Annotated in this window: 20 protein-coding genes; 4 read left to right on the forward strand and 16 right to left on the reverse strand. The window is 74.9% G+C overall.

The window, feature by feature from the left end:
* Positions 1-11: 11 nt before the first annotated feature.
* Positions 12-1,127, reverse strand: a complete 1,116-nt coding sequence (locus tag ACSU6L_RS16700; protein WP_437057633.1) for a DUF2786 domain-containing protein — start codon at positions 1,125-1,127, stop codon at positions 12-14.
* Between the two features lie 115 nt (positions 1,128-1,242).
* On the opposite strand from ACSU6L_RS16700, the gene ACSU6L_RS16705 reads away from it, so the two are divergent.
* From ACSU6L_RS16705 to ACSU6L_RS16715, 3 genes are read left to right on the forward strand one after another with little or no spacing between them, the layout of a single operon-like run.
* A complete protein-coding gene (locus ACSU6L_RS16705; protein WP_437057635.1) occupies positions 1,243-1,869 on the forward strand; it encodes a LysE family translocator in 627 nt (208 codons plus the stop codon).
* A 31-nt stretch (positions 1,870-1,900) separates the two neighbouring features.
* Positions 1,901-2,701 carry a Clp protease N-terminal domain-containing protein gene (locus ACSU6L_RS16710; protein ID WP_437057637.1) on the forward strand — a complete coding sequence of 267 codons (801 nt, stop codon included), beginning with the start codon at positions 1,901-1,903 and terminating at the stop codon, positions 2,699-2,701.
* A gap of 40 nt (positions 2,702-2,741) precedes the next feature.
* On the forward strand, positions 2,742-4,424 hold the full coding sequence (locus ACSU6L_RS16715) for a bifunctional 3'-5' exonuclease/DNA polymerase (RefSeq protein ID WP_437057639.1): 1,683 nt from the start codon (positions 2,742-2,744) through the stop codon (positions 4,422-4,424).
* A 12-nt stretch (positions 4,425-4,436) separates the two neighbouring features.
* On the opposite strand, the gene ACSU6L_RS16720 is transcribed toward ACSU6L_RS16715, so the two are convergent.
* Positions 4,437-7,655, reverse strand: a complete 3,219-nt coding sequence (locus ACSU6L_RS16720) for a BTAD domain-containing putative transcriptional regulator (RefSeq protein WP_437057641.1) — start codon at positions 7,653-7,655, stop codon at positions 4,437-4,439.
* Between the two features lie 349 nt (positions 7,656-8,004).
* Here ACSU6L_RS16720 and ACSU6L_RS16725 point away from each other — a divergent pair, with 349 nt between their 5' ends.
* Positions 8,005-8,964, forward strand: a complete 960-nt coding sequence (locus ACSU6L_RS16725) for a D-2-hydroxyacid dehydrogenase family protein (protein ID WP_437057643.1) — start codon at positions 8,005-8,007, stop codon at positions 8,962-8,964.
* On the opposite strand, the gene rfbB is transcribed toward ACSU6L_RS16725, so the two are convergent.
* The 14 genes from rfbB to mpaB all read right to left on the reverse strand — a co-directional run bounded on the left by rfbB (position 8,928) and on the right by mpaB (position 23,522).
* Positions 8,928-9,950 carry a dTDP-glucose 4,6-dehydratase gene (gene rfbB / locus ACSU6L_RS16730; RefSeq protein ID WP_437057644.1) on the reverse strand — a complete coding sequence of 341 codons (1,023 nt, stop codon included), beginning with the start codon at positions 9,948-9,950 and terminating at the stop codon, positions 8,928-8,930. The genes ACSU6L_RS16725 and rfbB overlap by 37 nt on opposite strands.
* 81 nt (positions 9,951-10,031) lie before the next feature.
* Positions 10,032-11,099, reverse strand: a complete 1,068-nt coding sequence (locus tag ACSU6L_RS16735) for a glucose-1-phosphate thymidylyltransferase (protein WP_437057646.1) — start codon at positions 11,097-11,099, stop codon at positions 10,032-10,034.
* An 8-nt stretch (positions 11,100-11,107) separates the two neighbouring features.
* Positions 11,108-12,361 (reverse strand): YcaO-like family protein, encoded by a 1,254-nt coding sequence (locus ACSU6L_RS16740; RefSeq protein WP_437057648.1) that lies wholly within the window; start codon positions 12,359-12,361, stop codon positions 11,108-11,110.
* 316 nt (positions 12,362-12,677) lie between these two features.
* Positions 12,678-15,194 carry a class III lanthionine synthetase LanKC gene (gene lanKC / locus ACSU6L_RS16745; protein ID WP_437057650.1) on the reverse strand — a complete coding sequence of 839 codons (2,517 nt, stop codon included), beginning with the start codon at positions 15,192-15,194 and terminating at the stop codon, positions 12,678-12,680.
* Between the two features lie 30 nt (positions 15,195-15,224).
* The gene (gene mpaP, locus ACSU6L_RS16750; RefSeq protein WP_437057652.1) at positions 15,225-16,895 is read right to left on the reverse strand and encodes a daptide biosynthesis intramembrane metalloprotease; all 1,671 of its coding nucleotides are present in this window, start codon (positions 16,893-16,895) and stop codon (positions 15,225-15,227) included.
* Positions 16,895-17,638 carry an ABC transporter permease gene (locus ACSU6L_RS16755; protein WP_437057654.1) on the reverse strand — a complete coding sequence of 248 codons (744 nt, stop codon included), beginning with the start codon at positions 17,636-17,638 and terminating at the stop codon, positions 16,895-16,897. Before ACSU6L_RS16755 ends, mpaP begins: the two co-directional genes overlap by 1 nt.
* Positions 17,631-18,377, reverse strand: a complete 747-nt coding sequence (locus ACSU6L_RS16760) for an ABC transporter ATP-binding protein (RefSeq protein WP_437057656.1) — start codon at positions 18,375-18,377, stop codon at positions 17,631-17,633. Before ACSU6L_RS16760 ends, ACSU6L_RS16755 begins: the two co-directional genes overlap by 8 nt.
* A complete protein-coding gene (locus tag ACSU6L_RS16765; protein ID WP_073943264.1) occupies positions 18,374-18,571 on the reverse strand; it encodes a hypothetical protein in 198 nt (65 codons plus the stop codon). The genes ACSU6L_RS16760 and ACSU6L_RS16765 overlap by 4 nt, the downstream gene beginning before the upstream one ends.
* Positions 18,572-18,750: 179 nt before the next feature.
* Positions 18,751-18,930 carry a daptide-type RiPP gene (locus ACSU6L_RS16770; RefSeq protein ID WP_073943263.1) on the reverse strand — a complete coding sequence of 60 codons (180 nt, stop codon included), beginning with the start codon at positions 18,928-18,930 and terminating at the stop codon, positions 18,751-18,753.
* Positions 18,931-18,978: 48 nt separating this feature from the next.
* A complete protein-coding gene (locus ACSU6L_RS16775) occupies positions 18,979-19,155 on the reverse strand; it encodes a daptide-type RiPP (protein ID WP_158074555.1) in 177 nt (58 codons plus the stop codon).
* A 62-nt stretch (positions 19,156-19,217) separates the two neighbouring features.
* Positions 19,218-20,411, reverse strand: a complete 1,194-nt coding sequence (mpaC, locus tag ACSU6L_RS16780) for a daptide-type RiPP biosynthesis dehydogenase (RefSeq protein ID WP_437057659.1) — start codon at positions 20,409-20,411, stop codon at positions 19,218-19,220.
* Positions 20,408-21,670, reverse strand: a complete 1,263-nt coding sequence (gene mpaD, locus ACSU6L_RS16785) for a daptide-type RiPP biosynthesis aminotransferase (RefSeq protein WP_437057661.1) — start codon at positions 21,668-21,670, stop codon at positions 20,408-20,410. Before mpaD ends, mpaC begins: the two co-directional genes overlap by 4 nt.
* Complete coding sequence (mpaM, locus tag ACSU6L_RS16790; protein WP_437057663.1) at positions 21,667-22,470, reverse strand: daptide-type RiPP biosynthesis methyltransferase; 804 nt, start codon at positions 22,468-22,470, stop codon at positions 21,667-21,669. Before mpaM ends, mpaD begins: the two co-directional genes overlap by 4 nt.
* Positions 22,467-23,522 (reverse strand): daptide biosynthesis RiPP recognition protein, encoded by a 1,056-nt coding sequence (gene mpaB / locus ACSU6L_RS16795; protein ID WP_437057665.1) that lies wholly within the window; start codon positions 23,520-23,522, stop codon positions 22,467-22,469. Before mpaB ends, mpaM begins: the two co-directional genes overlap by 4 nt.
* Positions 23,523-23,533: the final 11 nt, after the last annotated feature.

Consider the following 23,533-nt stretch of genomic DNA (forward strand, 5'->3'; position numbering starts at 1 on the left):
CGCCGGCGGCGTCAGCCGAGGCGGCGGCGGTGCCTCACCTGCGCCCGGTCCGCCGCGCGGGCGCCCTCGCTCCAGCCCGCCGCGTCGCTGACGCCGCGCAGCCGGGTCGTGGTGGTCTCCGGGAACATGCGCTCCGCGCGGTCGGTGACCGCGACGTCGCGGGAGGCGAGGACGGGGAGCAGATCGTCGGTCACCTGCGTCTCGGCGGCGGCCGCGAGGCGGGTGCCGATGCGGTGGGCGTAGGCGGCCAGGAAGGACTGCCGGAACGTTTTCGTGCGCTTGCGGCCGCCCTTGCGCTGCGCCGCCTCCGCCTTCGTCATCGCCGTCGTGGCCTGCACGAGCAGTGAGGTGTAGAGCAGTTCGACGACCTCCAGGTCCGCGTCGAAGCCGACGACCGTGGAGAAGCCGAGGGGTTCGTTCCACACCGCCCGGCAGTGGTTCGCGGTGGCCACCGCGTCCAGCAGGACCGCCTTGGCCTGCTCGTACGGCGCCTCCACACCGATCCGGCAGGCGCCGGGCGCGTCGGTGGCGGCAGCCGGGGAGCGGGCGGCGAGCAGCGCCTCGTCGATGCTGTGCCGGGCCATCAGCTCCTGCGCCTTGGCGCTCAGCGCCTCCGCCTCCTCCGGGTAGCCGGTCGCCTCCGCCTTGGCGAGCAGCGCGCGGATCCGGCTGAGCATGCGGGACTCGGCGGGCGCGTCCCGGCGTACCGGCTCGTGCTCGTCGAGGGGTTCGAGGGCCGGCAGCCGCAGCAGGAGCCGGTACAGCTCCAGGAGGGCGGTCGCGCGCGAGAAGCGGTCCGCGCGGGGCGGCTCTCCGGCGGGCAGGCCGTCGAGCTGGGCGGCCCAGCGGCGGCCGCGCGGGCGGTCGTCGGGGGCCTGCGCGCGGATCAGCTCCGCCACGAGGTGCACGTGGACGTCGTCCAGTTCCCGGCGCGCGATCCGTACGACGTCGGCGGGCTGCCAGCCGCGCCGCCAGGCGGCGGCGACGAACTCCCGGCCGCGCCGGCCGAGTTCCGCGTCGGCGGCCGGGTCGGCGGCGAGCAGGGACGCGCCGGTGTCGAGGCCGGTGTCGTCGGCGGCGTAGAGGGCGGCTTCGAAGGCGCGGTCGACGGTGCTGGGCGTACTCACCCGCCGATGGTGTCACGCGCGGGTCGGGACCCCCACGCGCGCGTGGGTACCTCGTTCCGTCTCACTCCCCGGAATTCGGTCGCCCGCGCGGGAGGGCTGTTTCGAGCATGGCCCCATGGTGGACATGCATCTGTACGCGGCGTTCCTGGTCGCCGCCTTCGCGCTCTGTGTCACTCCGGGACCCGACATGATGTTCATCGTCGCCGTGGGCGGTAGAGGCGGGCCCGCGGCGGGGGTGATGGCCGCGTTCGGGGTGGCCTGCGCGATGCTCGTGCACGCGGTGGCCGCGGCACTGGGTCTGTCGGCGCTGTTCACGACGCTGCCGACGCTGTATCACGTGCTCCGCTGGGCGGGGGCGGCGTATCTGCTGTATCTCGCGGTGAAGGCGTTCCGGGACCGTTCGGTGCCCGGCGAGGAGGACTCGCCGGGGGCCGGGGCGGGGCTGCGGCGGGCTTTCTGGCAGGGCGCGATCACCAATCTGCTCAATCCGAAGGTGATCCTGTTCAACGTGGCGTTCCTGCCGCAGTTCGTGGACCCGGACCTGGGCCATGTGCCGGGGCAGTTCATGGTGCTCGGGGTGACGATCGTGGTCATGGGCTTCGCGGTGGACGGCACGATCGGGCTGCTGTCCGGGAAGCTCTCGGCGCTGCTGCGGCGCAGCCGGCGGGTGGCGCGCGGGCTGAACGTCTTCAGCGGGACGGTGTTCACGGCACTCGCCGTCAGACTGTCAACCGAAGGTTGACAGTCTGAGGAGCGCAACCTACGGTTGACACATGACGACGAACTCCAAGATCACGTCATCCGTACGCCTCGACGACCTCATCGAGGCCATCAAGACGGTCCACGACCAGCCCCTGGACCAGCTCCAGGACGCGGTCATCGCCGCGGAGCACCTCGGCGACATCGCGGACCACCTGATCGGCCACTTCGTGGACCAGGCCCGGCGTTCCGGCGCGTCCTGGACGGACATCGGCAAGAGCATGGGTGTCACCCGGCAGGCGGCACAGAAGCGGTTCGTGCCGAAGGAGTCGGCGGACCTGGACCCCAGCCAGGGCTTCAGCCGCTACACCCCGCGCGCGCGGAACGTCGTCGTGGCCGCCCACAACGAGGCCATCGCCGCCCGCAACGCCGAGGGCCGGCCGGAGCACCTGATCCTCGGGCTGCTCGCCGAGCCGGAGGGCCTGGCCGCCCACGCGATCACCGCGCAGGGCGTCACCCTGGACGAGGTGCGCCAGGCCGCGACGGCAGCGCTGCCGCCCGCCGCGGACGAGGTCCCCGACCTCGTGCCCTACGGCCCCGACGCCAAGAAGGCGCTGGAGCTGACCTTCCGCGAGGCGCTGCGCCTGGGCCACAACTACATCGGCACCGAGCACCTGCTGCTCGCCCTGCTCGAGTTCGAGAACGGCGAGGGCCCGCTCTCCGGCCTCGGCATCACCAAGGAGAAGGCCGAGCAGTACGTCACCGAGCTGCTCGCCCGGTTCCTGGAGACGAACAAGGAGACGAACAAGGAGACGACCGGGGAGACCAACAAGGACGCCGGCGCGGAAGACGGCGAGGGCGGCGCGGAGGCCTGACACAGGGCCGTTGTCAGACCCGGGTGCCACACTCGCATGCATGACCGACCGGTGGGCGCTCGCACCGGCCGAGGGCGGCGTGGAGCTCGCCCCCCTCGGCCCGGACGGGCTGCCCTCCGGGCCGGTGCTGCGGGAGGCGGACCTGGCGCGGGCCGTGCGGGAGCGGCCCGAGGTGACGCGCTGGGTGTGGCGGTCCACCCACGAGGTCTATCCGCGTCTGCTCGCCACGGGGGTGCGAGTGGAGCGGTGCTACGACATCGAGGACGCCGAAACCCTCCTCCTGGGCCACGAGGGGCGGTACGGCGAGCCGCGTTCGGCCGCCGCCGCCCTGGCCCGGCTGCGCGGCGGGCCCGTCCCGCCGGATCCGCCGCAGCGCGCGGCGGAACCCGGCGCGCAGTCCCCGCTCTTCGAACCGCAGGACCGCCCGCTGCCCCTGGCCGACCTGCTCGCCGTCTACGCCGAGCAGCAGCGGCGGCACGACCGTACGGCCCACCCGGACCGGATGCGGCTGCTGACGGCCGCCGAGTCGGCGGGCATGCTGGTGGCCGCCGAGATGAACCGCGCGGGACTGCCGTGGAGCACGGACGTCCACCGCGCGGTGCTGCACGACCTGCTCGGCGAGCGGTACGCGGGCGGCGGCGAGCCCCGGCGCCTCGCCGAGCTGGCCGACGAGGTGTCCGCCGCGTTCGGGCGGCGAGTGCGGCCCGATCTGCCCGCCGACGTCGTCAAGGCGTTCGCGCAGGCCGGGATCAAGGTCAGGTCCACCCGCCGGTGGGAGCTCGAGTCCGTCGACCACCCGGCCGTGAAACCGCTGCTGGAGTACAAGAAGCTGTACCGGATCTGGGTCGCCCACGGCTGGTCCTGGCTCCAGGACTGGGTGCGCGACGGGCGGTTCCGGCCCGAGTTCCTCGCGGGTGGCACGGTCACCGGGCGCTGGGTCACCAACGGCGGGGGCGGCCTGCAGATCCCCAAGGTGATCCGCCGGGCCGTCGTCGCCGACCCCGGCTGGCGGCTGGTCGTCGCCGACGCCGACCAGATGGAACCGCGCGTGCTCGCCGCGATCTCCCGCGACCCCGGGCTGATGGAGGTCGCGGGCCGTGAGAGCGACCTCTACCAGTCGGTCTCCGACCGCGCCTTCTCCGGCGACCGCGCCCAGGCCAAGCTCGCGGTGCTCGGCGCTGTCTACGGACAGACCTCCGGGGACGGCCTGAAGAACCTCGCCGCGCTCCGCCGCCGCTTCCCCAGGGCCGTGGCCTACGTCGACGACGCCGCCCGCGCCGGTGAGGAGGGGCGGCTGGTGCGCACGTGGCTCGGCCGGACCTGCCCGCCGGCGACCCGTACGGGCGACGACGCGGCGGAGGAGGCCGGCATCCCGGCGCCGGACGAGGACGGCGACGACCGGCAGTGGGTGCCGGGCCACGCCTCGACCGACGCCCGCGCCCGCGGCCGGTTCGCCCGCAACTTCGTGGTCCAGGGCAGCGCCGCCGACTGGGCCCTGCTGCTGCTCGCCGCGCTGCGCAGGGCCTGCGCCGGCCTGGCGGCCGAGCTGGTCTTCTTCCAGCACGACGAGGTGATCGTGCACTGCCCCGAGGAGGAGGCGGAGACGGTCGTCGCGGCGATCCGGGAGGCGGCGGAGCTGGCGGGGCGGCTGACGTTCGGGGAGACGCCGGTGCGGTTCCCGTTCACCACCGCGGTGGTGAAGTGCTATGCCGACGCCAAGTGACCGGCCGGGCCGTCAGCGGCGGGCGTCGGCGCCGGCCAGCAGCGCCCGCAGTTCCGCCGTCACCGCGCTGTCGTCCGTGCCGTCCAGCGCGGCGAGAGCGGTGCGCCACTCGTCGTACGCCCGCTGGTGCAGACCCCGGGCGTGCAGCAGCAGACCGTTCTGGTGGCGGGCGAGACCGCCGGTGTAGTGGTCGGCGCGGGCGTCCGCGCGGCGCATCAGTTCCGCGCACTCGCTCGCGGCGCGGTCCGTGAGACCGAGCTGACGCAGGGCGCGCACCAGGCCGAGCCGGGTCTGGGACTCGCCGTGCCAGTCGCCGCGGCAGCCGAGGATGCGCAGGCTCTCCTCGAAGTGCCGGGCGGCGGCGGCCGGTTCGCCGAGGCTGAGGTGGGCGTAGCCGATGTTGCAGTGCGCGGAGTGCTGCACGATGACCGCGCCGATCGAGACGCCGATCGACAGTGAGCGCCGGTGCTGTTCGATGGCGGCGCGCGGGTCGGTGTGCTCGTAGAGGTTGCCGAGGTGGCTGTAGGTGACGGCCTCGCCGTGCGGGTCCCTCAGCTGCCGGGAGTAGGTGAGGCTCTGGCGCAGGGCGGCCTCGGACTCGGCGTACCGGCCGAGGCCTTCGAGGAGCAGGCCGCGGTTGTTCAGGCAGCGGCGGATCCAGGAGACGACGCCGAGGCGCCGCCAGATCTCCAGGGCGCGGTCGTTGAGGGCGAGGGCGTCGCCCTGGCGGCCGGTGAGGAAGTGCAGTCCGGCGAGGTCGCCGAGGGCGTACGCCTCCGCGGCGGGGTCGCCGAGGCGGCGGGCGGCGTCGAGCGCGGCGCCGCCCAGCACCTCCATCTCGGCGACGCGGCCGCTGCGCTGGACGTACGGGAAGAGGAGGCGGATGAGGGTGGAGACATAGGCGGCGGTGCGGTGGTCGTGGGCGGGGTCGCCCGCGTGCCGCTCGACGAGGGTGACGATGTTCGGCAGTTCCAGGTCGCCCCAGGCGAAGGCCGCCTTCGCGGAGCGGAAGGGGGCGGTGGCGGCGACGTGGGCGGCGTGCTCGGGGGGCTGGGCGGCGGTCGGGCGGCGGCGGTCGTCCTGGTCCAGGCCGGGTTCGACGATGGCGGTGAGGGCGCGTTCGGCCACCGCCGCGTACCAGTGCAGGGCGGTCTCCACGGCACCGCTCGCCTCGGTGCGGGGTTCGTCGGCACGGCCCGGCGCCGACGGGGTGCCGCCCGCGCCCGCACCCGTCCGAGGGAGTGCCCGCGACTCGGCGTCGGCCTCCCCTTCACTCACCGGCGCCGCCTCGCCCGGCTCCGCGCCGGACTCCCCGCTGTGCGCCCCTTCGTACTCCCCGCCCGCGTCCGTTCCCCACGCGCCCGTGCCCGTCTGCTTCTCCGCCAGTTCCCTCGCGAAGTCCCGTACCAGGTCGTGCGGCTCGTACCGGCCGTACGCCGTCTCCTCCAGCAGTGCCACGTCGACCAGGCGGTCCAGCGCGGCTTCCGCGCGGCGTTCGTCGATGCCGGTGAGGCGGGCGAGGAGGGGGGCGCCGTAGGCGGGGAGGTCGAGCGCGCCGATGCGGCGCAGGGCGTGGGCGGCGTCGCGGTCGGCCTCGCGGGAGGACGCGGCGAGCGCGTCGTGGGCGACGGCGAGGGAGCTGCGCACGCTGAGGTCGTCGTACTCCAGGTGGTGCAGTCGGCTCCCGGTGGCGGCCAGCTGGTCGGCGAGGACGTCCGGGGTGAGGGCCGTGCGGGCGGCGAGCCGGGCGGCGACGACGCGCAGGGCGAGCGGGAGGCGGCCGGTGAGGTCGACGAGCGGGTGGGCGGCGTCGAGGCCGTCCCGGCCGGAGACCGCGCGCAGCAGCGCCGCGCTGTCCTCGCCGGTGAGCGGGGCGAGCGGGAAGCGGCGGGCGCCGTCGAGGGCGGTGAGCGGGGAGCGGCTGGTGACGATGACCGCGCAGCCGGGGCCGCCCGGCAGCAGTGGCCGGATCTGGGCGGCGTGGGCGGCGTCGTCGAGGACCAGGAGGGTGCGGGTGGGGGCGAGCAGGGAGCGCAGCAACGCGGCGGCGGCGTCCGGGGGTTCGGGGATGTGGCGGGGCTCGGCGCCGAGGTCCCGCAGCAGGGCGGCGAGGGCCTGGGCGGCGGTGAGGGGGGTCATGCCGGGGGTGGCGCCGTGCAGGTTGATGTAGAGCTGACCGTCGGGGAAACGTTCCGCCAGAGTGTGGGCCGCGTGCAGGGCGAGGGCGCTCTTGCCCACACCCGCCATCCCGCTGACCACGGCCACGGCACCGGGTTCCAGCAGCGCCCGGCACAGCTCGTCGCGGGCGGCGGTACGGCCGGTGAAGTGCGGCGGTGGCGGCGGGAGCTGCGCGGGGCGGGGAGCGGACAAAGCCGCCTCCGCGTCGGTCTCCGCCGCGGTGTCCGAGGGGGCCGGCTCGGCCGCGGGCTCGGTGCGCGGCAGCGCGCGCAGCACCTCCAGGTGCGCCTCCCGCACCGCCGGGCCGGGCTCCACGCCCAGCTCCTCCAGCAGCCGGGCGCGCAGGTCGCGGTGGACGGCCAGGGCCTCGGCGCGGCGGTCGGTGCGGTGCAGGGCGAGCATCAGCTGACGCTGGTAGGCCTCGCGCAGCGGGTGCTCGGCGGCCAGTTCCGCGAGCTCCGGCACCAGTTCGCCGAGCCGGTCCCCGCCGACGGCCAGCTCGGCGTCGTAGCGCCACTCCAGCAGGAGCAGCCGGGCCTCCTCGAGGCGCTGGACGAAGGCGTAGCCGCCCAGCTCGGGCGGGAGGCCGCACAGCGGCGTGCCCCGCCACAGCGCGAGCGCGGCCCCGGCCTCGCGCACGACCCGCTCCCAGTCGTGCGCGGCGTGCGCGGTGCGCGCGGCGGCGGCATGGCGCTCGAAGACATGGACGTCCAGTTCGTCCGGCTCGACCCGCAGCAGATAGCCGGGCGGCACGGCGCGCAGCCGGTCGGGGTCGTCGAGCAGGCGGCGCAGCCGGGTGACGTGGTTGTGCAGGGAGGCGTGCGCGGAGGCGGGCGGCGCGCCGCCCCACAGGGCGTCCTTGAGGGAGCCGACCGGCACGACCCGGCCGGCCTCCAGCAGCAGCACGGCGAGCAGGGCGCGCGCTTTGGGACTGCGAATGGTGCGTACGAAGGTGCCCTGGGGGCCCTGGGGGCCCTGGGGGCCCTGGGCCGCACACGGCTGGTAGAGAACGGGCGGCCCCAGCAGTCCGAACCGCATCACACTCTGGCGCATTTCCGCCCTCATCACGACGGTTTCCCGCCACCCGCTCACTGCCGGTTCCCGGCGGGATCCGCTACCGTTCCGGCCGTCTCCCGGTGTCACCCCGGTGGCCGGAGGGCGACTTCGCGCCAACCGCCAGGCAGGTCCCCGGAGAACCGTTGGCCACATGTTAGCGATCCGTTGGCGCGGTCTGATGTGATCACTTCATCGGAACCGGCCCGTCGGTGCGCGCGCGTAAACGCGTTGCTCGGGGGAGTGTCGCCGCCGCGGCCGGATCCGGAACGCCAGTGGGCCCCGGCCGTCAGAGGTGAACGACCGGGGCCCGCGTCGCGTCCCCCGCCGGGGCGAGGACACTGCTGCCATGCGACTGCGCTGTGCTCTCCTCGACGACTTCCAGAACGCCGGCAGCACCGCCGCCGACTGGTCCCCCGTGGCCGACCGGGTCGACGTCGTCCCCTTCACCGAGCACATCGGCGACGAGGACGAACTCGCCGCCGCCCTCGCCCACTTCGACATCGTCGTGACCCTGCGCGAACGGGTCCCCTTCCCCGCGTCGCTGCTGGCGCGGCTGCCCCGACTGCGCCTGATCGTCGCCACCGGCATGCGCAACACGGTGATCGACCACGCCGCCGCCCGGGCCCACGGCGTCACGGTCTGCGGCACCGAGAGCTCCTCGACCCCGCCGGTCGAACTGACCTGGGCGCTGATCCTCGGCCTGGCCCGCGGCCTGGTCCAGGAGAACACCGGCCTGCGCGAGGGCGGCCCCTGGCAGTCCACGGTCGGCGCCGACCTGCACGGACGCGTCCTCGGTCTGCTCGGCCTCGGTAAGATCGGCAGCCGGGTGGCGTCGATCGGGCAGGCCTTCGGCATGGACGTCGTCGCCTGGAGCCGCAACCTCACCGACGAACGCGCCTACGAGGTCGGCGTGCGCCGGGCCGCGAGCAAGGAGGAGCTGCTGGCGCGGAGCGACGTCGTCTCCGTGCACCTGGCCCTCTCCGACCGCACCCGCGGCCTGCTCGGCGCCCCCGAACTCGCCCTGATGAAACCGGACGCCTTCCTGGTCAACACCTCCCGCGCGGCCATCGTCGACCAGGACGCCCTGCTCGCCGCGCTGCACGAGGGCCGGATCGCCGGGGCGGGCGTCGACGTGTTCGACGTCGAACCGCTGCCCGCCGGCCACCCGATGCGAACCGCCCCCCGCCTGCTGGCCACCCCGCACCTCGGCTATGTCACCCGCGCCAACTACGCCCGCTACTACGGGCAGGCGGTCGAGGACATCCGCGCCTACCTGGACGGTGAGCCGGTCCGGCTGCTCGGCTGAGGGGCCGCGGCCGGGTCACGCTCGGCCAGGTGCCGCTCCCACCAGGCACGGTTGTCCCGGTACCAGTCCACGGTCGCGGCCAGGCCCTCGGCGAAGGAGTGCCGGGGGCGCCAGCCCAGCTCCCGGCGGATCCGGCCGGAGTCGACCGAATAGCGCAGATCGTGGCCCTTGCGGTCGGGCACCCGCTCGATCCGCTCCGGGCCCGCGCCGAACGCGTCCAGCAGCAGCCGGGTCAGCCGCAGGTTGGTCAGCTCGGCGCCCCCGCCGATGTTGTAGACCCGCCCGGCGCGGCCCGCCAGGAGCACCCGTAGCAGGGCCCGGCAGTGGTCCTCGACGTGCAGCCAGTCCCGCACGTTGCGGCCGTCACCGTACAGCGGCACCCGGCCGCCGTCGAGGAGCAGGGTGGAGAAGCGCGGGATGAGTTTCTCCGGGTGCTGGTAGGGGCCGTAGTTGTTGGAGCAGCGGGTGACGCGGACGTCCAGGCCGTGGGTGTGGTGGTACGCCAGCGCCAGCAGGTCAGAGGAGGCCTTGGCGGCCGCGTACGGGGAGCGCGGCGCGGGCGGGCAGTCCTCCGTCCAGGAGCCCTCCGCGATCGAGCCGTAGACCTCGTCGGTGGAGACGTGCACCAGGGTGCGCCCGTGCCGCAGCACCGCGTCCAGCAGCACCTGGGTGCCCAGGACGTTGCTGGAGACGAACTCGCCCGCCCCGCCGATCGAGCGGTCCACGTGCGTCTCGGCGGCGAGGTGCACCACCGCGTCGTGCCCGCCCACCAGTTCCTCCACCAGCGGGCGGTCGCGGACGTCGCCGTACACGAAGTCGTAGCGGGGGTCCCCGGCCACCGCGTCCAGTCGGGTGAGGTCCCCGGCGTAGGTGAGGGCGTCGAGCACGGTCACGGCGGTGGGGCGGGACTCGGGGTCCGGGCCCAGCAGCAGGCGGACGAGGTGGGAGCCGATGAAACCGGCTCCGCCGGTGACGAGGATGCGCACGGGTTTCCTGAGGGTCGGGGATCGGTGCGGTCGCGGGTCGGTGGGGGGCGGGGCGTCGGGGGGCGGGTCGGTGGCCCGTGGTCAGTGTCCGATGTGGACGCTGCTGTGGTCACCGAGGACGAGCCGGTGGGCGGTGGACACGTGATCGGTGCTGTGCACGCTCGCGTCCCGCCCGACGAGCGAGGCCTCGACCCGCCCGACCCCCGCTATCTCCGCGCGGCTCAGCACGATCGAGTCGGCCACCCCGCTCCGCACGACGCGGCAGCCCTCCGCCAGCGCGGTGTACGGCCCCACGCACGAGTCGACGACCTCCGCCCCCGCGCCGATCACCGCGGGCCCGACCACCCGGGACCGCACCACGCGGGCACCGGGCTCGACCCGCACCCGCCCGCTGATCACGCTGCCTTCGTCGACCGTGCCGCGCACCTCGGGGGTGAGGCCGTCGAGCACGGTGCGGTTGACGGCCAGCAGGTCGGCGGCGGTGCCGGTGTCCTTCCAGTACCCCTTCACCAGCGTCGGCCGGACCACGTGCCCCTGGTCGATCAGCCACTGCAGGGCGTCGGTGATCTCCAGCTCGCCCCGCGGGGACGGCTCGACGGCGCGTACGGCCTCGTGGATCACCGGCGTGAACAGGTAGACGCCGACCACCGCGAGGTCGCTGCGCGGCTCGGCCGGCTTCTCCTCCAGCCGGGCCAGCCGCCCGTCTGGGCCCAGTTCGGCGACCCCGAACGCGGACGGGTCGGGCACCCGGGTCAGCAGCACACCGGCGTCGGGCCGGGCGGCGCGGAAGTCCGCCACGACCTCGTCGATGCCGCCGACCAGGAAGTTGTCTCCCAGGTAGAGCACGAAGTCGTCGTCGGCGAGGAAGTCGCTGGCGATCAGCACGGCGTGGGCGAGGCCGAGGGGACGCTCCTGCCGCAGGTAGGTGACCCGCGCCCCGAACCGGCCGCCGTCGCCGACCGCGTCCCGGATCTCCCGGTGGGTGTCCCCCACCACGATCCCGATCTCGGTCACCCCGGCCGCGACCAGCGCCTCCAGGCCGTAGAAGAGGATCGGCTTGTTGCCGACGGGGATCAGCTGCTTGGCCGCCGTGTGGGTGAGCGGACGCATCCGGCTGCCGGTGCCGCCGGCGAGGACGAGGGCTTTCATACGGTCCTTCAGGGAAGCGGGTGCGGGCGTACGCCGGTCGGGGCGGGCCCCGCGGTCAGTCCGGTACGGGTCTCGGCGGACGCGAGCCGCGCCCTGTTCCAGGTGTCCGTGCGGGTGTCGTCGATGCGCAGCTGCTGGTAGCCGACCGGTACGGCCTTGACGGCGGCCCAGCCCGACTCCCGTACGCCGAGGGGGAGCCGGTGCGTGAGGTCGACGATCAGCGGGTCGGCGCCGTCGGCCACCATGGCGCGGACGAGTTCATCGGTGGAGACCCGCCGGGCGGCGGGGTCGCGGGGACCACCGGGACCGCCCGGGGTGAACGCGTCGGCCCAGGCGCGGACCTGCGCGTACCCCTCGGGGGACGCCAGGAAGCGCAGCCGGTCGTCGTCGTCCCGTACGGCACCGCCCGGCCACCGGTCGGCTCGCTCACGGGCGACCAGCGCGGCCGACCGGATCTGCAGCGCCTCCTGAAGCGCGCCGAGCAGCCGGCGGGCGGGGTCGTCGGAGGCCTTGCAGCCGAGGGTGGCGAGCGGGTCGGGCCCGGCCTCGTCGACGACGACACCGATCGCGCAGGCCACGCCCGGTACGCCGGTGGGCACTTCCGCGAGGACGGCCTCCAGACCGGCCTGGGCGGCGCGGCGCAGCAGCCGGGTCAGCGTGCGGTCGGTGCCCGGGTCGGCCACCCGGACCGGGCGCAGGTCGCGCTCCCACGCCACCTGGAAGGCGTCCCGCTCCACCGTCTCCAGCAGGGCCGAACGCACGGCCGCCGTCCAGCCCTCGCCCGCCGCCGCGCCGGACGGCGACGGGTCGAAGCCGTCCGCGTCGGGGCCGGTCAGCGGGTAGTCGACCAGGGCGCTCGGCACCAGCACCGTGGCCCCGTCGCGCAGCCGCGTCGCCGGGTACCAGGTCAGCTCGCGGTCCGTCGCGGCGCCCAGGGCCACGTCCGGGCCGTGGAAGCGCTGGGCGCGCGAGCCCAGTCCGGCCGCCGTCGCCCGGACCGCCCCGGCGGGCGCCGGGCTGTCGGGGTGCAGGGCGTACCGCTCGACCGCCTCACCCACGCCGCGCAGCATCGCGTCCGTGCCGGAGTGCCCGTGCGCCCCGGCCAGCCGTGCGCTCAGCACGCCGCCCGCCCGGTCCGGTTCGGCCCGCGCCAGCTCGACCGTGCACCGCCACAGCAGGTCGGCCGGGGGCGCGGGCGGACTGATCCGCGACAGCGTCACCAGCCCGGCGCTCGGCTCCAGGGCGGGGAGGACATCGATCATGGGTGGGCTCCCGGGGGCGGTCGGGTGAAGGGGCCGGGTCGGGCAGGAAGGCGGGGGCGGCGGACGCCGAACGGTCGCGGGCGTGGTGGGTGGTTGGTGGTCGGCGGACGGCGGACGGCGGACGGCGGACGGCGGACGGCGGACGGCGGACGGTCGCGTCGGCGGTCGGCGGTCGGCGGTCGGCGGACGCCACACCGCGCACCGCGCACCGCGCACCGCGCACGGCTGACGGTCGAAGCGGCGGCGGTTGCCGACCACTCGAAGCCGTCGCGGCGGACGCCGGCCGCTCGAGGCAACCGCGGCGGACGCCGGCCGCTTACAGGAACGGCAGCCGCGGCACCCGCCCGCCGACCGCCGCGTCCAGTACGGCGAGCACGCCCGCCCCGCCGGTCGCGAAGTCCGTCGAGACGCGCAGGTTCTCCCGGCCGAGGAAGGCGGGCCGGCCGTCGTGCGGGACGACGTGCAGGCCGAAGGGGTCGAGGAGGCCCTGGGGGTCGCCCGCGGCACCCCCCGGGCGCCCCGGCCCATCAGCCCCGCCGCCGAGCCCCAGCCGTACCGCGAGCACCCCGGCGCGTCCGTGGAACACCCCGGCCTGGGGTGCGAAGTGGCCCTCCGTCGAGGCCAGTACGGCGTCCCGCGCGGCGGTGAAGTCCGGGTCCTCACGGTGCCGCAGCCAGGCCTGGAGAACCAGTGCCGTGCCGCCGCTGCCCGTGGAGATCAGCGGCAGCCGCCCCACCGACTCCGCGCCGAAGCGGCCCTCCTCCGACGACCAGCCGAGCGCCGCGAGGTCGGCGCGCAGGGCGGTCGCGGCACGGTCGAGGAGCGCCGGGTCCCCGGTCCGCTCGTACAGCCGTATGAGGAACAGGGCGGTGCCGGAGGCTCCGTGCAGAAGGCCGGGAGGCCGGCCGGTGTCGGGGGCCGGTGTGACCGTCTCGGCGATGCGGACGGCCGCCTCCAGGTGGGTGTCGCCGAAGTGGAGGGCGGTGAGGCCGAGGCCGGACGCGCCGTCGAGCAGGCCGCCGCGGCGCGGCCGTACCGTCTCGTCGAGGGCGCGGTCCACGAGCCGCCGGGCGGTGTCGGCGCGGCCGAGGCGGTCGAGGGCGTACGCGATGCCTGCGAGCCCGGTCCAGAAGCCGGGCTGCGGTTCGTTCAGCTCCAGCGCGGCCTTGGTCAGCCAGTCGGTGTGTTCCTCCGGGACCGGCATCCCGGCCTCCGCGAGCGCCCAGAGCACGCCCGCCGCGCCGTACGCGAAGCCCGCCCCGCCCTCGGGGGCGAAGAACTGCTCGGCGTCGCCGGGGAAGAGCCGGTCCGTGCGGTCGGGGGTGGCCGTACCGGCGATGCCCTCGGCGAGCGCGTCCCGCAGCCGCGGCCACTCCGCCGGGTCGCCGTGCCAGACGCCCGGGGACGGCTCCCCCGGCGTCTCCGGCAGCCCCAGGTCCCGCCGTACCGTCTCCGCGAAGTCCGCCGGCACCGGGAACCGCGCCCGGACCAGTTCCAGCGCCTCCGTCACCTTCTCCGGTCCCCACGGCAGCACCGCCGCGACCGGCGCGAACAGCGCGAGCCGCAGGCAGCCGAGCGCGTACCGGTCGACGGCGGCCCCGCGCACGCCCTCCGGCGCGGCGAAGCCGACCGCCGCCATGGTCTGCGCGGCGTCCGCGTCGACCGCGCTGGCGGTCTCGAAGTCGATGAACCGGACCGTGCCGTCGTCTTGGACGAGGACGTTGCCGGGGTGGAGGTCGCCGAAGACGACGCCGCGCGCGTGCATCGCCGTGACGCCCCGGTCGATGCGGTCCAGCACGTCCAGCGCCCACGCCGCGTACTCCGCGCGGGCCTGCGCGGACGTCTCGCCGAGCAGCAGCGGGTTGCGCCGGAGCGTCTCCTTGGACAGCGAGCGGCCCTCGACGTACTCCCGCACCAGGAAGTAGTGCTCGTGTCCGATGCGGTAGTCGACCAGCCGGGGGACGCAGTCCAGCCCGTCCAGCTGCCGCAGCGCCCAGTGCTCGCGTTCGTGCCGGGCGACGGCGTCGCGGCCGTCGCCGTCCAGTCCGGCCAGCGGCCGTGCCTCGCGCAGCAGCACGTCGGCGCCGGTGCGGGTGTCGACGCCCCGGTAGACGCCGCCGCCGTTGGAGAAGTGCAGGGCCTGGGTGACCCGGTAGGGGAAGTCCTTGAGGGTGCCCGCGTTGCGGGCGGCCAGTGACTCGGCGAGGCAGTCGGGCAGCGTCACCCACTCCGGCGGGCGGAAGCCGGGGCCGCGCCGGTCGGGGACGAGGCGGCCGTCGGGGTCCTCGACGCAGTACACCTGCTCGCCGGTGTCGGTGCGGGCGGTGCGCAGGGCGAAGCCGCCGTAGCGGACGTACAGCGGGCCGGGGCCCCAGCGCAGGTCGCTGAGGATGTACGGGCCGGGCTGTCCTTCGAGCAGGCCGCCGAGTTCGCGCAGGATCTTCTCGAACTGCGCCTCGTCGACCGGGTAGAGGGTGACGAACTTGCCGCTCGCGCTGCGGTCGCCGTACTTGCCGTTGCGCCGCCGCAGCACCGGCAGGCTCCGGATGAACTTGAACATCACGCGCTCGGCGACGCAGTACTTCACGACCGTGTCGAGGATCGCGGGCGCGCTGTCCGGGGTGGCCGAGGCGTGGATCTTCCAGCCCTGGAGGGGGATCTCGACGCCGTCCGGCGCCCACTGCACCCACTCGCCGCCGACCTTGCGGCTCCAGCCGGCCGGCAGGGCGTCACGCACCGGCCCGAAGTCGTCCGCCGGGTCGGGGGCGGAGGCCGGTGCGTCGAAGAAGGGCGTGCCCGGTGGGCAGAAGTGCAGATGCCGAACGATGTCCATTGCTCATCCCCGTCGGTGTTCCATCAGGTGTCAGCGCCAGACCGGCGCGACGTAGGAGAGGTACAGCCACTCCCCCAGCGGCCGTTCCCCGGCGTCCACCCGGGCCAGGCCCGCGTGGTCGTCCGTGCCGCCGTCGAACGCCAGCGGCACCTCGTACGCCGGCACCGGCAGCTCGTCGCCCTCGCGCACCGGCACGAACGCCGACAGCGGCGCGGTGCCGAGCTCCGCCCCGCCGGTCACGGTGGCCGTGCCGAGGTCCGTGCGCAGCACCAGTCCGCGGCGTTGCAGGGTGACGGCGGCGCCCTCGCGGACGGCGGCCCGGTCGGCGGCGTCCGACAGCACCAGCCGGGTGCGGCCGTCCTCGGAGACGAAGCCGCCGGTGATCGTGTACGGCACGGTGACGAAGGCCAGCGCGGCGCCGAGCCCCGCCGCCGCGACGGCGCCCGCGAGCAGCAGCCGCCAGATCCGGGCGCCGCCCTTGCGGGCCTCGCGGACCAGCAGGGAGGCGCCCTTGCAGGCCCGGTAGCCGAGGTAGGCCAGCGCGGCGAGGACCACGGAGGCGCCGATCACGCCGAGCCCGGTGAGGATGTCCAGCCACAGGGTGAGGGCCAGCCCGATCAGGTAGAGCGGGAAGACCATGCAGGCCAGGCCGAACGCCGGGGCCCAGCGCAGCGCGGGCAGCTCCCGTTCGTAGCGCCGGCCGCCGAACAGCACCCGCGCCACCAGGCGGCGCGCGTCGGTCATCGCGCGGTCCCGCAGGTGCGAGGTGTCGAGGTGGCTCATCAGCGCCAGGTAGCCGTCGAGCTTCACGAACGGCAGCAGGTTGAGGACGCCGGTGACGTACGTGGAGACCGCGAAGACGGTCAGTCCGGCGCGCAGCGTGGGCGCGCCGCCCGCGAGGCCGGTGGCGAGCGCGGCGAAGGCGACCGTGCCGGCGACCACCGCCTGGGTGACGATCCCGGCCAGCGCCACCCGCACCCGCTGCTCGCGGTGCGGCAGCCGCCAGCCGTCGGAGACGTCGCAGAAGAAGGCGGGGGTCAGGTAGAAGAGCATCACGCCCATGCGGCTGGGGCGTCCGCCGTAGTACGTGAGGACCGCGCCGTGGCCCATCTCGTGCAGGGCGGTCGTCACGGTCGAGCCGAGCGAGACGCCGAGCAGCACGGCCAGCGGCAGCGGCTCGCCCAGCGCGTCGGCGAGGGCGGGCCCCTGCGCGGCGAGCGCGAGCAGGCCGCCGAGGGCGAGGACGGCGGCGACGACCGCGCCGGCCCGGTTCGCGAGCCGGTCGACCAGCGGGGCGAGGGCGTTCAGCAGCCGCTCCGGCTTCAGCAGGGTCAGCTGGAAGGTGAGCGGTGGCACGAACTTGAACCAGGTGCCGCTGTGCCGTTTGCGGCTGCCGTCGTCCAGCAGGCCCTTCTCGCCGAGGCTCGCCACCGCCCGGCCGACGGCCTGCTCGGTCCACGGCGGGCCCAGCTCCGCCACCAGACCGGCGTGGCCGCGCTCGCCGTCGAGCACCTGCAGCAGCCGGGCCAGGTCGGCGCCGACCCGCAGGTACTGCTGGCTGCCGCGCTGCACCACCCAGGGCGCGCCGGTGGCCAGCGGGGCGTGGACGCGGACGTCGGGGGCGAGACGGGGCCGGGTGAGGTGGTCGGCCGGGGCGGGGGCGGCGCTCCGCCGCTTCTCCAAAAGCTGGAGCGCGCGCATCAGTTCAGATCCCGCCGGGTGAACAGCCGCCGCCCCACGAACCCGGCGAGCGCCAGCCACCCTCCGATGACCAGCAACGCGACCGGGACGGAGAGCAGTTCGGGCTTGCCGTCGCGGTAGACGGAGCTCATGGCGATGGTCATGGTGAACCGGCCGGCGTCCGGCACCAGCCGCAGCAGCGACTCGTCGACGAGCAGTGTCAGCACCAGCAGGGTGCCGACGGCGGCGACCTGGTGGCGCAGCACCCAGCCGAGCAGCACGCCCCAGGGGGCGCCGAGCACGGTCACGGTGAACACGCCGAGGAGGGTGAGGGTGGTGTCCCCCGACCATTCGGGGGACTCGCCGATGCCGGGCAGGAAGACGTACGGGCTGGCGGCGGCGAGGCCGGCGGCCAGGGCGGCGTACAGCACGCCCATCGCGGTGCCGACGATCAGCTTGGCCGCGAACAGCCGGTCCCGGGTGCCGCCGAGCAGCACCGAGCGGTGGATGGCGCCGGAGCCGAACTCGCGGGTGACGAGGACGGCGCCGAACAGGGCGGAGAAGAGCAGCAGCATGAACCAGGAGCGGACCATCTCGTCGGTGACGGTGACGAGGTCGGTCTGCCGGGCGGCGAGCTGCTCCTCCGCCTGGGCCGCGTAGCCGCTGCTCGCGAGGACGGACAGGAAGACGCCGCACAACGGCAGCAGCCACCACGCGGATCCGGTCCAGGCCTTGCGCCACTCGGCGGCGATGACGTTACGCATGGGCGACTGCTCCGTTCCCGCCGCCGGCTCCGGTGCCCACGAGTTCGAAGAAACGATCCTCCAGAGCGTGCTTCCCGTCCTCGGTCAGCTCGGCCAGCGTCCCGCTGTAGCGCAGGGTGCGCTGGAGGACGACCACGTCGTCGACCGTCTGCTCGACCTCGGCCAGCAGATGGCTGGACAGCAGGATCGTGCGCCCTTGGTCGGCGAGCGACCGCAGGAAGGTCCGCAGCCAGCGGATGCCGTCCGGGTCCAGGCCGTTCGCCGGCTCGTCGAGAACCAGCAGCTCGGGGTCGGCGAGCAGCGCGGCGGCCATCGCGTGCCGCTGCCGCATACCGGTCGAGTAGCCCTTGATCTTCCTGTCGGCGGCGTCGGACAGGCCGGTCTGCTCCAGCACCTCGTCCACGCGCGAGGCGGGAAGCTCCAGCATCCGCGCCCAGATGGACAGCTCCCGCCGCCCGGTGACGCCGGGCAGCGTTCCGATGCCGTCCATGCTGACTCCCACCCGGCGCTCGGCGCCGGGGAGTTCGGCGTACGGCCGCCCGAACACGGTGGCCCGGCCCGAGGTCGGCCGGGTCAGTCCGAGCAGCATGCGCAGCGAGGTGGTCTTGCCCGCGCCGTTGCGGCCGAGGAGACCGACGATCCGGCCGGGACGGACCTCGAAGGACACGTCCTCAACGGCCGCCGTGTCACCGAACCGCTTCGTCACGCCGTCGAAGCGGGCAACGGCCGTGTCGGTCACCGTCCGCCTCCCGAACGGGCGTTGAGCCCGATGCGCAGCAGCACGGCGATCAGGGCGGCGGCGCAGAAGACGGTCAGCCCGTCGGCGGCCCAGCCGTCGAGCGACACCTGACTGACGGCGATGCCCGCCACGAGGACCGGGATGACCAGCGCGAGCTTCGCGTTGGCCGCGCGCCAGGACTCGTTTTCCGACATGTGATTCCTTTCATCGTGGCGGACACATGGGCACCGGCCCCGGAAGGTCATGAGTCGACCGGGGCCGGCACTCCGCAAGCGGAACAAATTTCAACTGCGTACGCTCATCGAAAAGTTGTCCGGGAAATTCGCTCGCGGGATCCTACAGTGCGCCGGAGCGCACCCCTCCGGTCGACGGATCAGGTCGCGGAGATCGCGGAGGCCACGCCGCCGTAGACCGCGCTGACGGCCACGGAGACGGAGACGCCCTCCTTGAAGTTGCTCCAGAAACCGGGGGCCTCCATGGCCTCCAGCTCCTGCATGCCCAGCTCCAGGGCCGGCATGTCGTCGAGCGAGAACGGAGCCTTGGTGTCCTGCATGGAACACCTCCTTCTCATGTCGTTCGGTGAAATGTGATCGATTCCGGATCAGGTCGCGCTGATCGCGGTGGCGACGACGGAGTACGTCACCGCGCCACCGACACCGGCGCCGCTGATGTAGCCGGTGACCGACCACCAGCCCGGGGCCTCCAGGGCCTCCAGCTCCTGCATTCCGAGTTCGAGCGCGAATTCGTCCTGCTCACGAACCTCGACAGAGTGCAGCATTTCTTCTCCCCCTTTCGTGGTCATTTTTCTTTTGTGCATCCGTGTTTCCGTGGGCCGACCGGTCAGGCCGTGACCGGAAACCCGGAAGTCTGTGTGCGCTCGACGAGCCGCGCGATGTCCGCGCCGCGGAACGCGCCGAGCATCGGCAGCCCCGAGCCCCAGGCCCGGACGCTGCGCCGCGCGACCTCCTCGGCCACGCCGGGCGCCACGATCCGCCGCCCGACGCCCCAGCCGTCGATCAGCGCCGCGATCCCGTCCGCCGGATCCCCCGGCAGCCGCGGATCGGTCGCCCGCAGCCGCTCCCACAGCGCGTGCAGGCGGCGCGCGGAGCCCCAGCGGGCGTCCCCGTCGGCGACCGCCCGCCACAGCGGCGGCAGCAGCGCGGCGACAGCGGTCATCTTCCGCACCCCGCACACCGCGGCGAGTTCGTTGGCCACGTACCAGCCGCGGCAGCAGTACGGCTCCCGCCCCAGCACGCTCCAGCCCTGGTGGCTGAGCCCGCTCAGCTTGGCGATCTCGGTGCGCAGCGCGGCGTCCGGCGCCCGGCCCGCCGCGTACGCGTCGCGCGCCGCGTTGCCGTACCGCACCGCCGCCTCCGCCATGGCCACCGCCAGCGCGTCCTCCGTCGGCAGGTCCCGGTGGTCGCCGACGTACAGCCCGGCGACCCGGAACAGCACCTCCAGCACGCCCTCGGCGACGAGTTCGCGCGGCAGCGTCGCGGTCGCCGCCGGGTCCAGCAGGGCCACGTCCGGCTGGAGGGCGTTGCCCAGCACCAGCCGCTTGCCGCCGTCCCGCGCCAGGCAGGCGACCGGGCTCAGCTCGGTGCCGGTGCCCAGGGTCGTGGGCACCGCCACCAGCCGTACCGTGCGCCGCAGATCGTGCGGCAGCGCGGTCAGTCCGCCGCGCTGGGCCACCGCCAGGCGGGCGCGGGCCGCCGGATCGCCCAGCAGCGCGGCCAGCTTGGCCCGGTCGAGCAGCGAGCCCCCGCCCACGCCGACCACCAGGTCGGTGCCGGTCAGCCGGTCGGCGAGCGCGACGGCGGATGCCAGGTCGCCGGTGCCGGCGACCGTCAGCACCCGGTCGGTGCGGCCGGCCTTGGCGATCTGGGCGCGGACCAGCACGGTGATCTCGCCGTGCGCGACCGCCGGGTCCGCGAGGACGGTCACCGTGCGGACGTCCGGCTGCTCGGCCAGCCACACGGACAGTCCCTCGTGGCCGGCGATCAGCATGGTCGGGCAGTGCCAGCCGAGGCTCATACGGCGGCCCCCGCGGTCGCCACGTACGCGGCGATGCCGTCGGCGACCCGGCACATCAGCTCGTCCAGCTCCGCGTCCGTACAGGTCAGGGCGGGGATGAGCTGGATGCCGGACGGGCCCGGGTGGACGACCGCGCCGGCCTCCCGGATCGCCGCGACCAGCTCCGGCACCCGCGGCGCGGGCAGCGGCGTGCCGTCCGGCCCGGACAGCCGGACCGACCGGAACAGGCCGGTGCCGGTGGTGCCGGTGACCGCGGGCTCCTCGACGACCAGCCGGTCCAGCGCGGTGTCGAGCCGGGCGGCGAGCCGGCGGCCCGCCGCGATCGCGTCCAGCCTGTGTGTCTCCTCGACGGTGGCGAGGATCGCCGCGCAGGTGGCGGGCGTGCCGGCCTGGGTCTCGGCGTGGGTGAGGACGGCCCCGGCGGTGTCGAAGGCGTCCGCCACCGGCCGCGCGGCCACCACGGCGGCCGCCGCGCAGGTGCCGTTGGTGAGCCCCTTGGAGACGATCACCAGGTCGGGCGGCGCGGGCCAGCCCTGCGAGGCGAGGAACGTGCCGGTCCGCCCGAACCCGGTCGCGACCTCGTCGGCGACCAGCAGGAACCCGTGCTCGTCCCGCAGCCGCAGCAGCTCGGCCACGTACTCCGCGGTGAGCGGTACGGCACCGGAGCCCAGCACCGGCTCCACCACCACGGCCGCGATCCGCGCGCCCTGGCGGTCCATCAGGGTGGCCAGTTCACCGAGGTCGTTCGGCGCGACGTGACGGATCTGCCGCTGGTCCACGCCGTACAGCTGCTGGCCCAGGTCCTCGCCGGTCAGGGCGAGACCGCCGTAGGTCAGACCGTGGTAGCCGCCGCGCAAACCCACCACCAGGGTGCGGCGGGTCTCACCGCGCAACGCCTGGTAGTGCCGGGCCAGCTTCATGACGAGGTCGTTCGCCGCGCCGCCCGAGGTGGAGAACAGCACCCTGCCGTACGTCTCGGCGCCGCACAGCTCCACCAGCGCCTCGGCGGCCCGGCGCGCGTAGTCGTTCTCGTACCGGAACACGCTCAGGTACGAGGCCTTCAGCAGCGCCTCGTGGACGGCGGCGGCGACGGCCTCGTTGCCGTAGCCGAGGTTGGTGTTCCACAGTCCGCTGGTGCCGCACAGGCGGGTGCGGCCGTCGGCGAAGGTCAGCCGGACGCCGGAGGCGGCGACCGTGCACAGGTCGGGGCGGCCGTGGTCGGCGGGGGCGAGCAGCGACGGCCACAGGGCGTTGCTCATGCGGTGCCCACCTCCAGCAGCACCTCGTGGTGCCGGGGTCCCCCGCCCGGCAGGGCGTGCCGGGCGCGGACGACGAGTCCGGCGCCGGTCAGCTCGGCCGCCAGCAGGTCGGCGGAGACGATCCGGACCGTGGAGACGCAGACGTCGACGGGGCCCTCGGCGGGCGGGTCGGCGGGCAGGACGGTGACCGTGCGGGTGGCCGCGGCGGGCGGCCAGTGCTCGACCATGCGGTAGCGGCGGCCGGTGGCGCCGGTGACGGCGAACTCGGTCTCGGGGTCGGTGACCTCCCCGGGTGCCGGGTCGATGACCGACACCAGGAAGGATCCGCCGGGCAGCAGGTGTTCCCCGACCGCCCGGTACAGGCCCGCCCGCCCGTGCTCGTCCAGCAGCGACACCGACGTCGTGCCCAGCACGATCGCGCCGAACCGCCGTCCGAGCGCGAACCGGCTCATGTCGGCCCGCACCGGCAGGCACCGCTCGCGCAGTCGCGCGGGCGCCTCGGCGAGGCGGTCGGTGAGCAGGCGCAGCATGCCCGGGGACAGTTCCAGGGCGGTGACCTCGCGGCCGGTGGCGAGCAGCGGGAACGTCAGCCGGCCTGATCCGGCGGCCAGTTCCAGCACCGGGCCCTTGGTACGGCGGACCAGGTGCAGGATCTCCCGCAGTTCGGAGGTGTCGGCGGCGCACAGGTCGTCGTAGACGCCGGCGCCGGTGTCGTCGTACAGGTCGTGGAGGCGGGCGCGGCCGCCGAGTTCCCTGACGAACTCGCCCGCCCGGCCCGGCACGTCCAGGGTGGTCGTCACGCCGGGGTCACCGCCCGGAGCCGCACACCGGCCGCGGTCAGCAGCCGCTCGGCGCGCAGCAGCCCGTCCCGGTCGGCGTACCCGGCGGCCGCGTCGACGGATCCGCACAACAGCAGCGCCTCGAGCAGCGCGCCGGCCGCGTGGTCGACGCGGAAGGTGCGACGGTCCCCGGTGAGGTGCACGTACGCGGCGTCGTCGGTCCACAGCAGCAGCGGTACGCCGGTGTCGTCGCCGTCGGGCAACTCGGCCAGGGCGGGCGACAGCCGGCCGCCGAAGCCGGAGACGCGGATGTCGGCGATGCCCCTCGCGTGCAGTTCGCGCAGCGCGTCGACGGCCGCGAGGTAACGGCCCAGCCAGGGCCGGCCGGCGGCCGCGGCCTGGCCCGCCGCCGCGGGCACGGCCCGGCCGAGGGCGACCGCGCAGGGGTGGCCAGCGTCCTCGGTGAGCCGCCGCCACCGGGCGTCCAGCGCGTCGATGCCGTCGGCGATCGTGCCGAGCGGGGCGCCCCACGGGGAGACCGCGGCCGTGCCGTCCGCGTCCACGTACAGCCGGGTGCGCGGGCCGTCCTCCGCCGGGCCGGCGCCGAGCGCGGCGAGGTCGGCGAGCTGGACGGCGGGGCTGGTGACGTGGGTCGGGAAGGTGCCGTCGGCGCGGGCGCGGTCCGCGTCGTCGAGGAAGGCGTCGAGGTCGGCCTGCTCCACGACCCGGACGAGGGTGGCGCCGATCACCGACATGTAGCCGGCGCTGGCGTAGTCCTGGGTCTGGAGGAAGAACTCGTCGTCGATGGAGAGGTCGCCGCCGGGCTCGGCCAGGGAGCCCTCGTAGCCGACGACACCGGCGACGCCGGCGACGTCCTCGCGGGACTCACCGGGGCTCAGCACCAGGGTGGAGCCGCCGACGAGATCGGAGGCGAGAAGCGCGTCGAGATGGTCCGCGTCCTCCAGGACGACGGTGAGCGAGCCCTTCCCGGCGGGTGTTTCCAGCGGCTGGACCCGACCGGTTCCCCAGGAACTGAGGTGCTTCTTCACACTCGATATCCGAGTGGCAGCCATATGCGTTCTCC

The sequence above is a fragment of the Streptomyces sp. enrichment culture genome (assembly GCF_964272855.1).
In the GTDB taxonomy this organism is placed as follows: Bacteria; Actinomycetota; Actinomycetes; order Streptomycetales; family Streptomycetaceae; genus Streptomyces.

Bases quoted from the DNA above. Each gene is read 5' to 3' on its own strand.
- ACSU6L_RS16705 (WP_437057635.1), top strand. From the start codon at position 1,243: ATGGTGGACATGCATCTGTACGCGGCGTTCCTGGTCGCCGCCTTCGCG.
- ACSU6L_RS16710 (WP_437057637.1), top strand. From the start codon at position 1,901: ATGACGACGAACTCCAAGATCACGTCATCCGTACGCCTCGACGACCTC.
- ACSU6L_RS16715 (WP_437057639.1), top strand. From the start codon at position 2,742: ATGACCGACCGGTGGGCGCTCGCACCGGCCGAGGGCGGCGTGGAGCTC.
- ACSU6L_RS16720 (WP_437057641.1), bottom strand. From the start codon at position 7,655: ATGCGCCAGAGTGTGATGCGGTTCGGACTGCTGGGGCCGCCCGTTCTC.
- ACSU6L_RS16725 (WP_437057643.1), top strand. From the start codon at position 8,005: ATGCGACTGCGCTGTGCTCTCCTCGACGACTTCCAGAACGCCGGCAGC.
- ACSU6L_RS16735 (WP_437057646.1), bottom strand. From the start codon at position 11,099: ATGAAAGCCCTCGTCCTCGCCGGCGGCACCGGCAGCCGGATGCGTCCG.
- ACSU6L_RS16740 (WP_437057648.1), bottom strand. From the start codon at position 12,361: ATGATCGATGTCCTCCCCGCCCTGGAGCCGAGCGCCGGGCTGGTGACG.
- lanKC (WP_437057650.1), bottom strand. From the start codon at position 15,194: ATGGACATCGTTCGGCATCTGCACTTCTGCCCACCGGGCACGCCCTTC.
- mpaP (WP_437057652.1), bottom strand. From the start codon at position 16,895: ATGCGCGCGCTCCAGCTTTTGGAGAAGCGGCGGAGCGCCGCCCCCGCC.
- ACSU6L_RS16755 (WP_437057654.1), bottom strand. From the start codon at position 17,638: ATGCGTAACGTCATCGCCGCCGAGTGGCGCAAGGCCTGGACCGGATCC.
- ACSU6L_RS16765 (WP_073943264.1), bottom strand. From the start codon at position 18,571: ATGTCGGAAAACGAGTCCTGGCGCGCGGCCAACGCGAAGCTCGCGCTG.
- ACSU6L_RS16770 (WP_073943263.1), bottom strand. From the start codon at position 18,930: ATGCAGGACACCAAGGCTCCGTTCTCGCTCGACGACATGCCGGCCCTG.
- ACSU6L_RS16775 (WP_158074555.1), bottom strand. From the start codon at position 19,155: ATGCTGCACTCTGTCGAGGTTCGTGAGCAGGACGAATTCGCGCTCGAA.
- mpaC (WP_437057659.1), bottom strand. From the start codon at position 20,411: ATGAGCCTCGGCTGGCACTGCCCGACCATGCTGATCGCCGGCCACGAG.
- mpaD (WP_437057661.1), bottom strand. From the start codon at position 21,670: ATGAGCAACGCCCTGTGGCCGTCGCTGCTCGCCCCCGCCGACCACGGC.
- mpaB (WP_437057665.1), bottom strand. From the start codon at position 23,522: ATGGCTGCCACTCGGATATCGAGTGTGAAGAAGCACCTCAGTTCCTGG.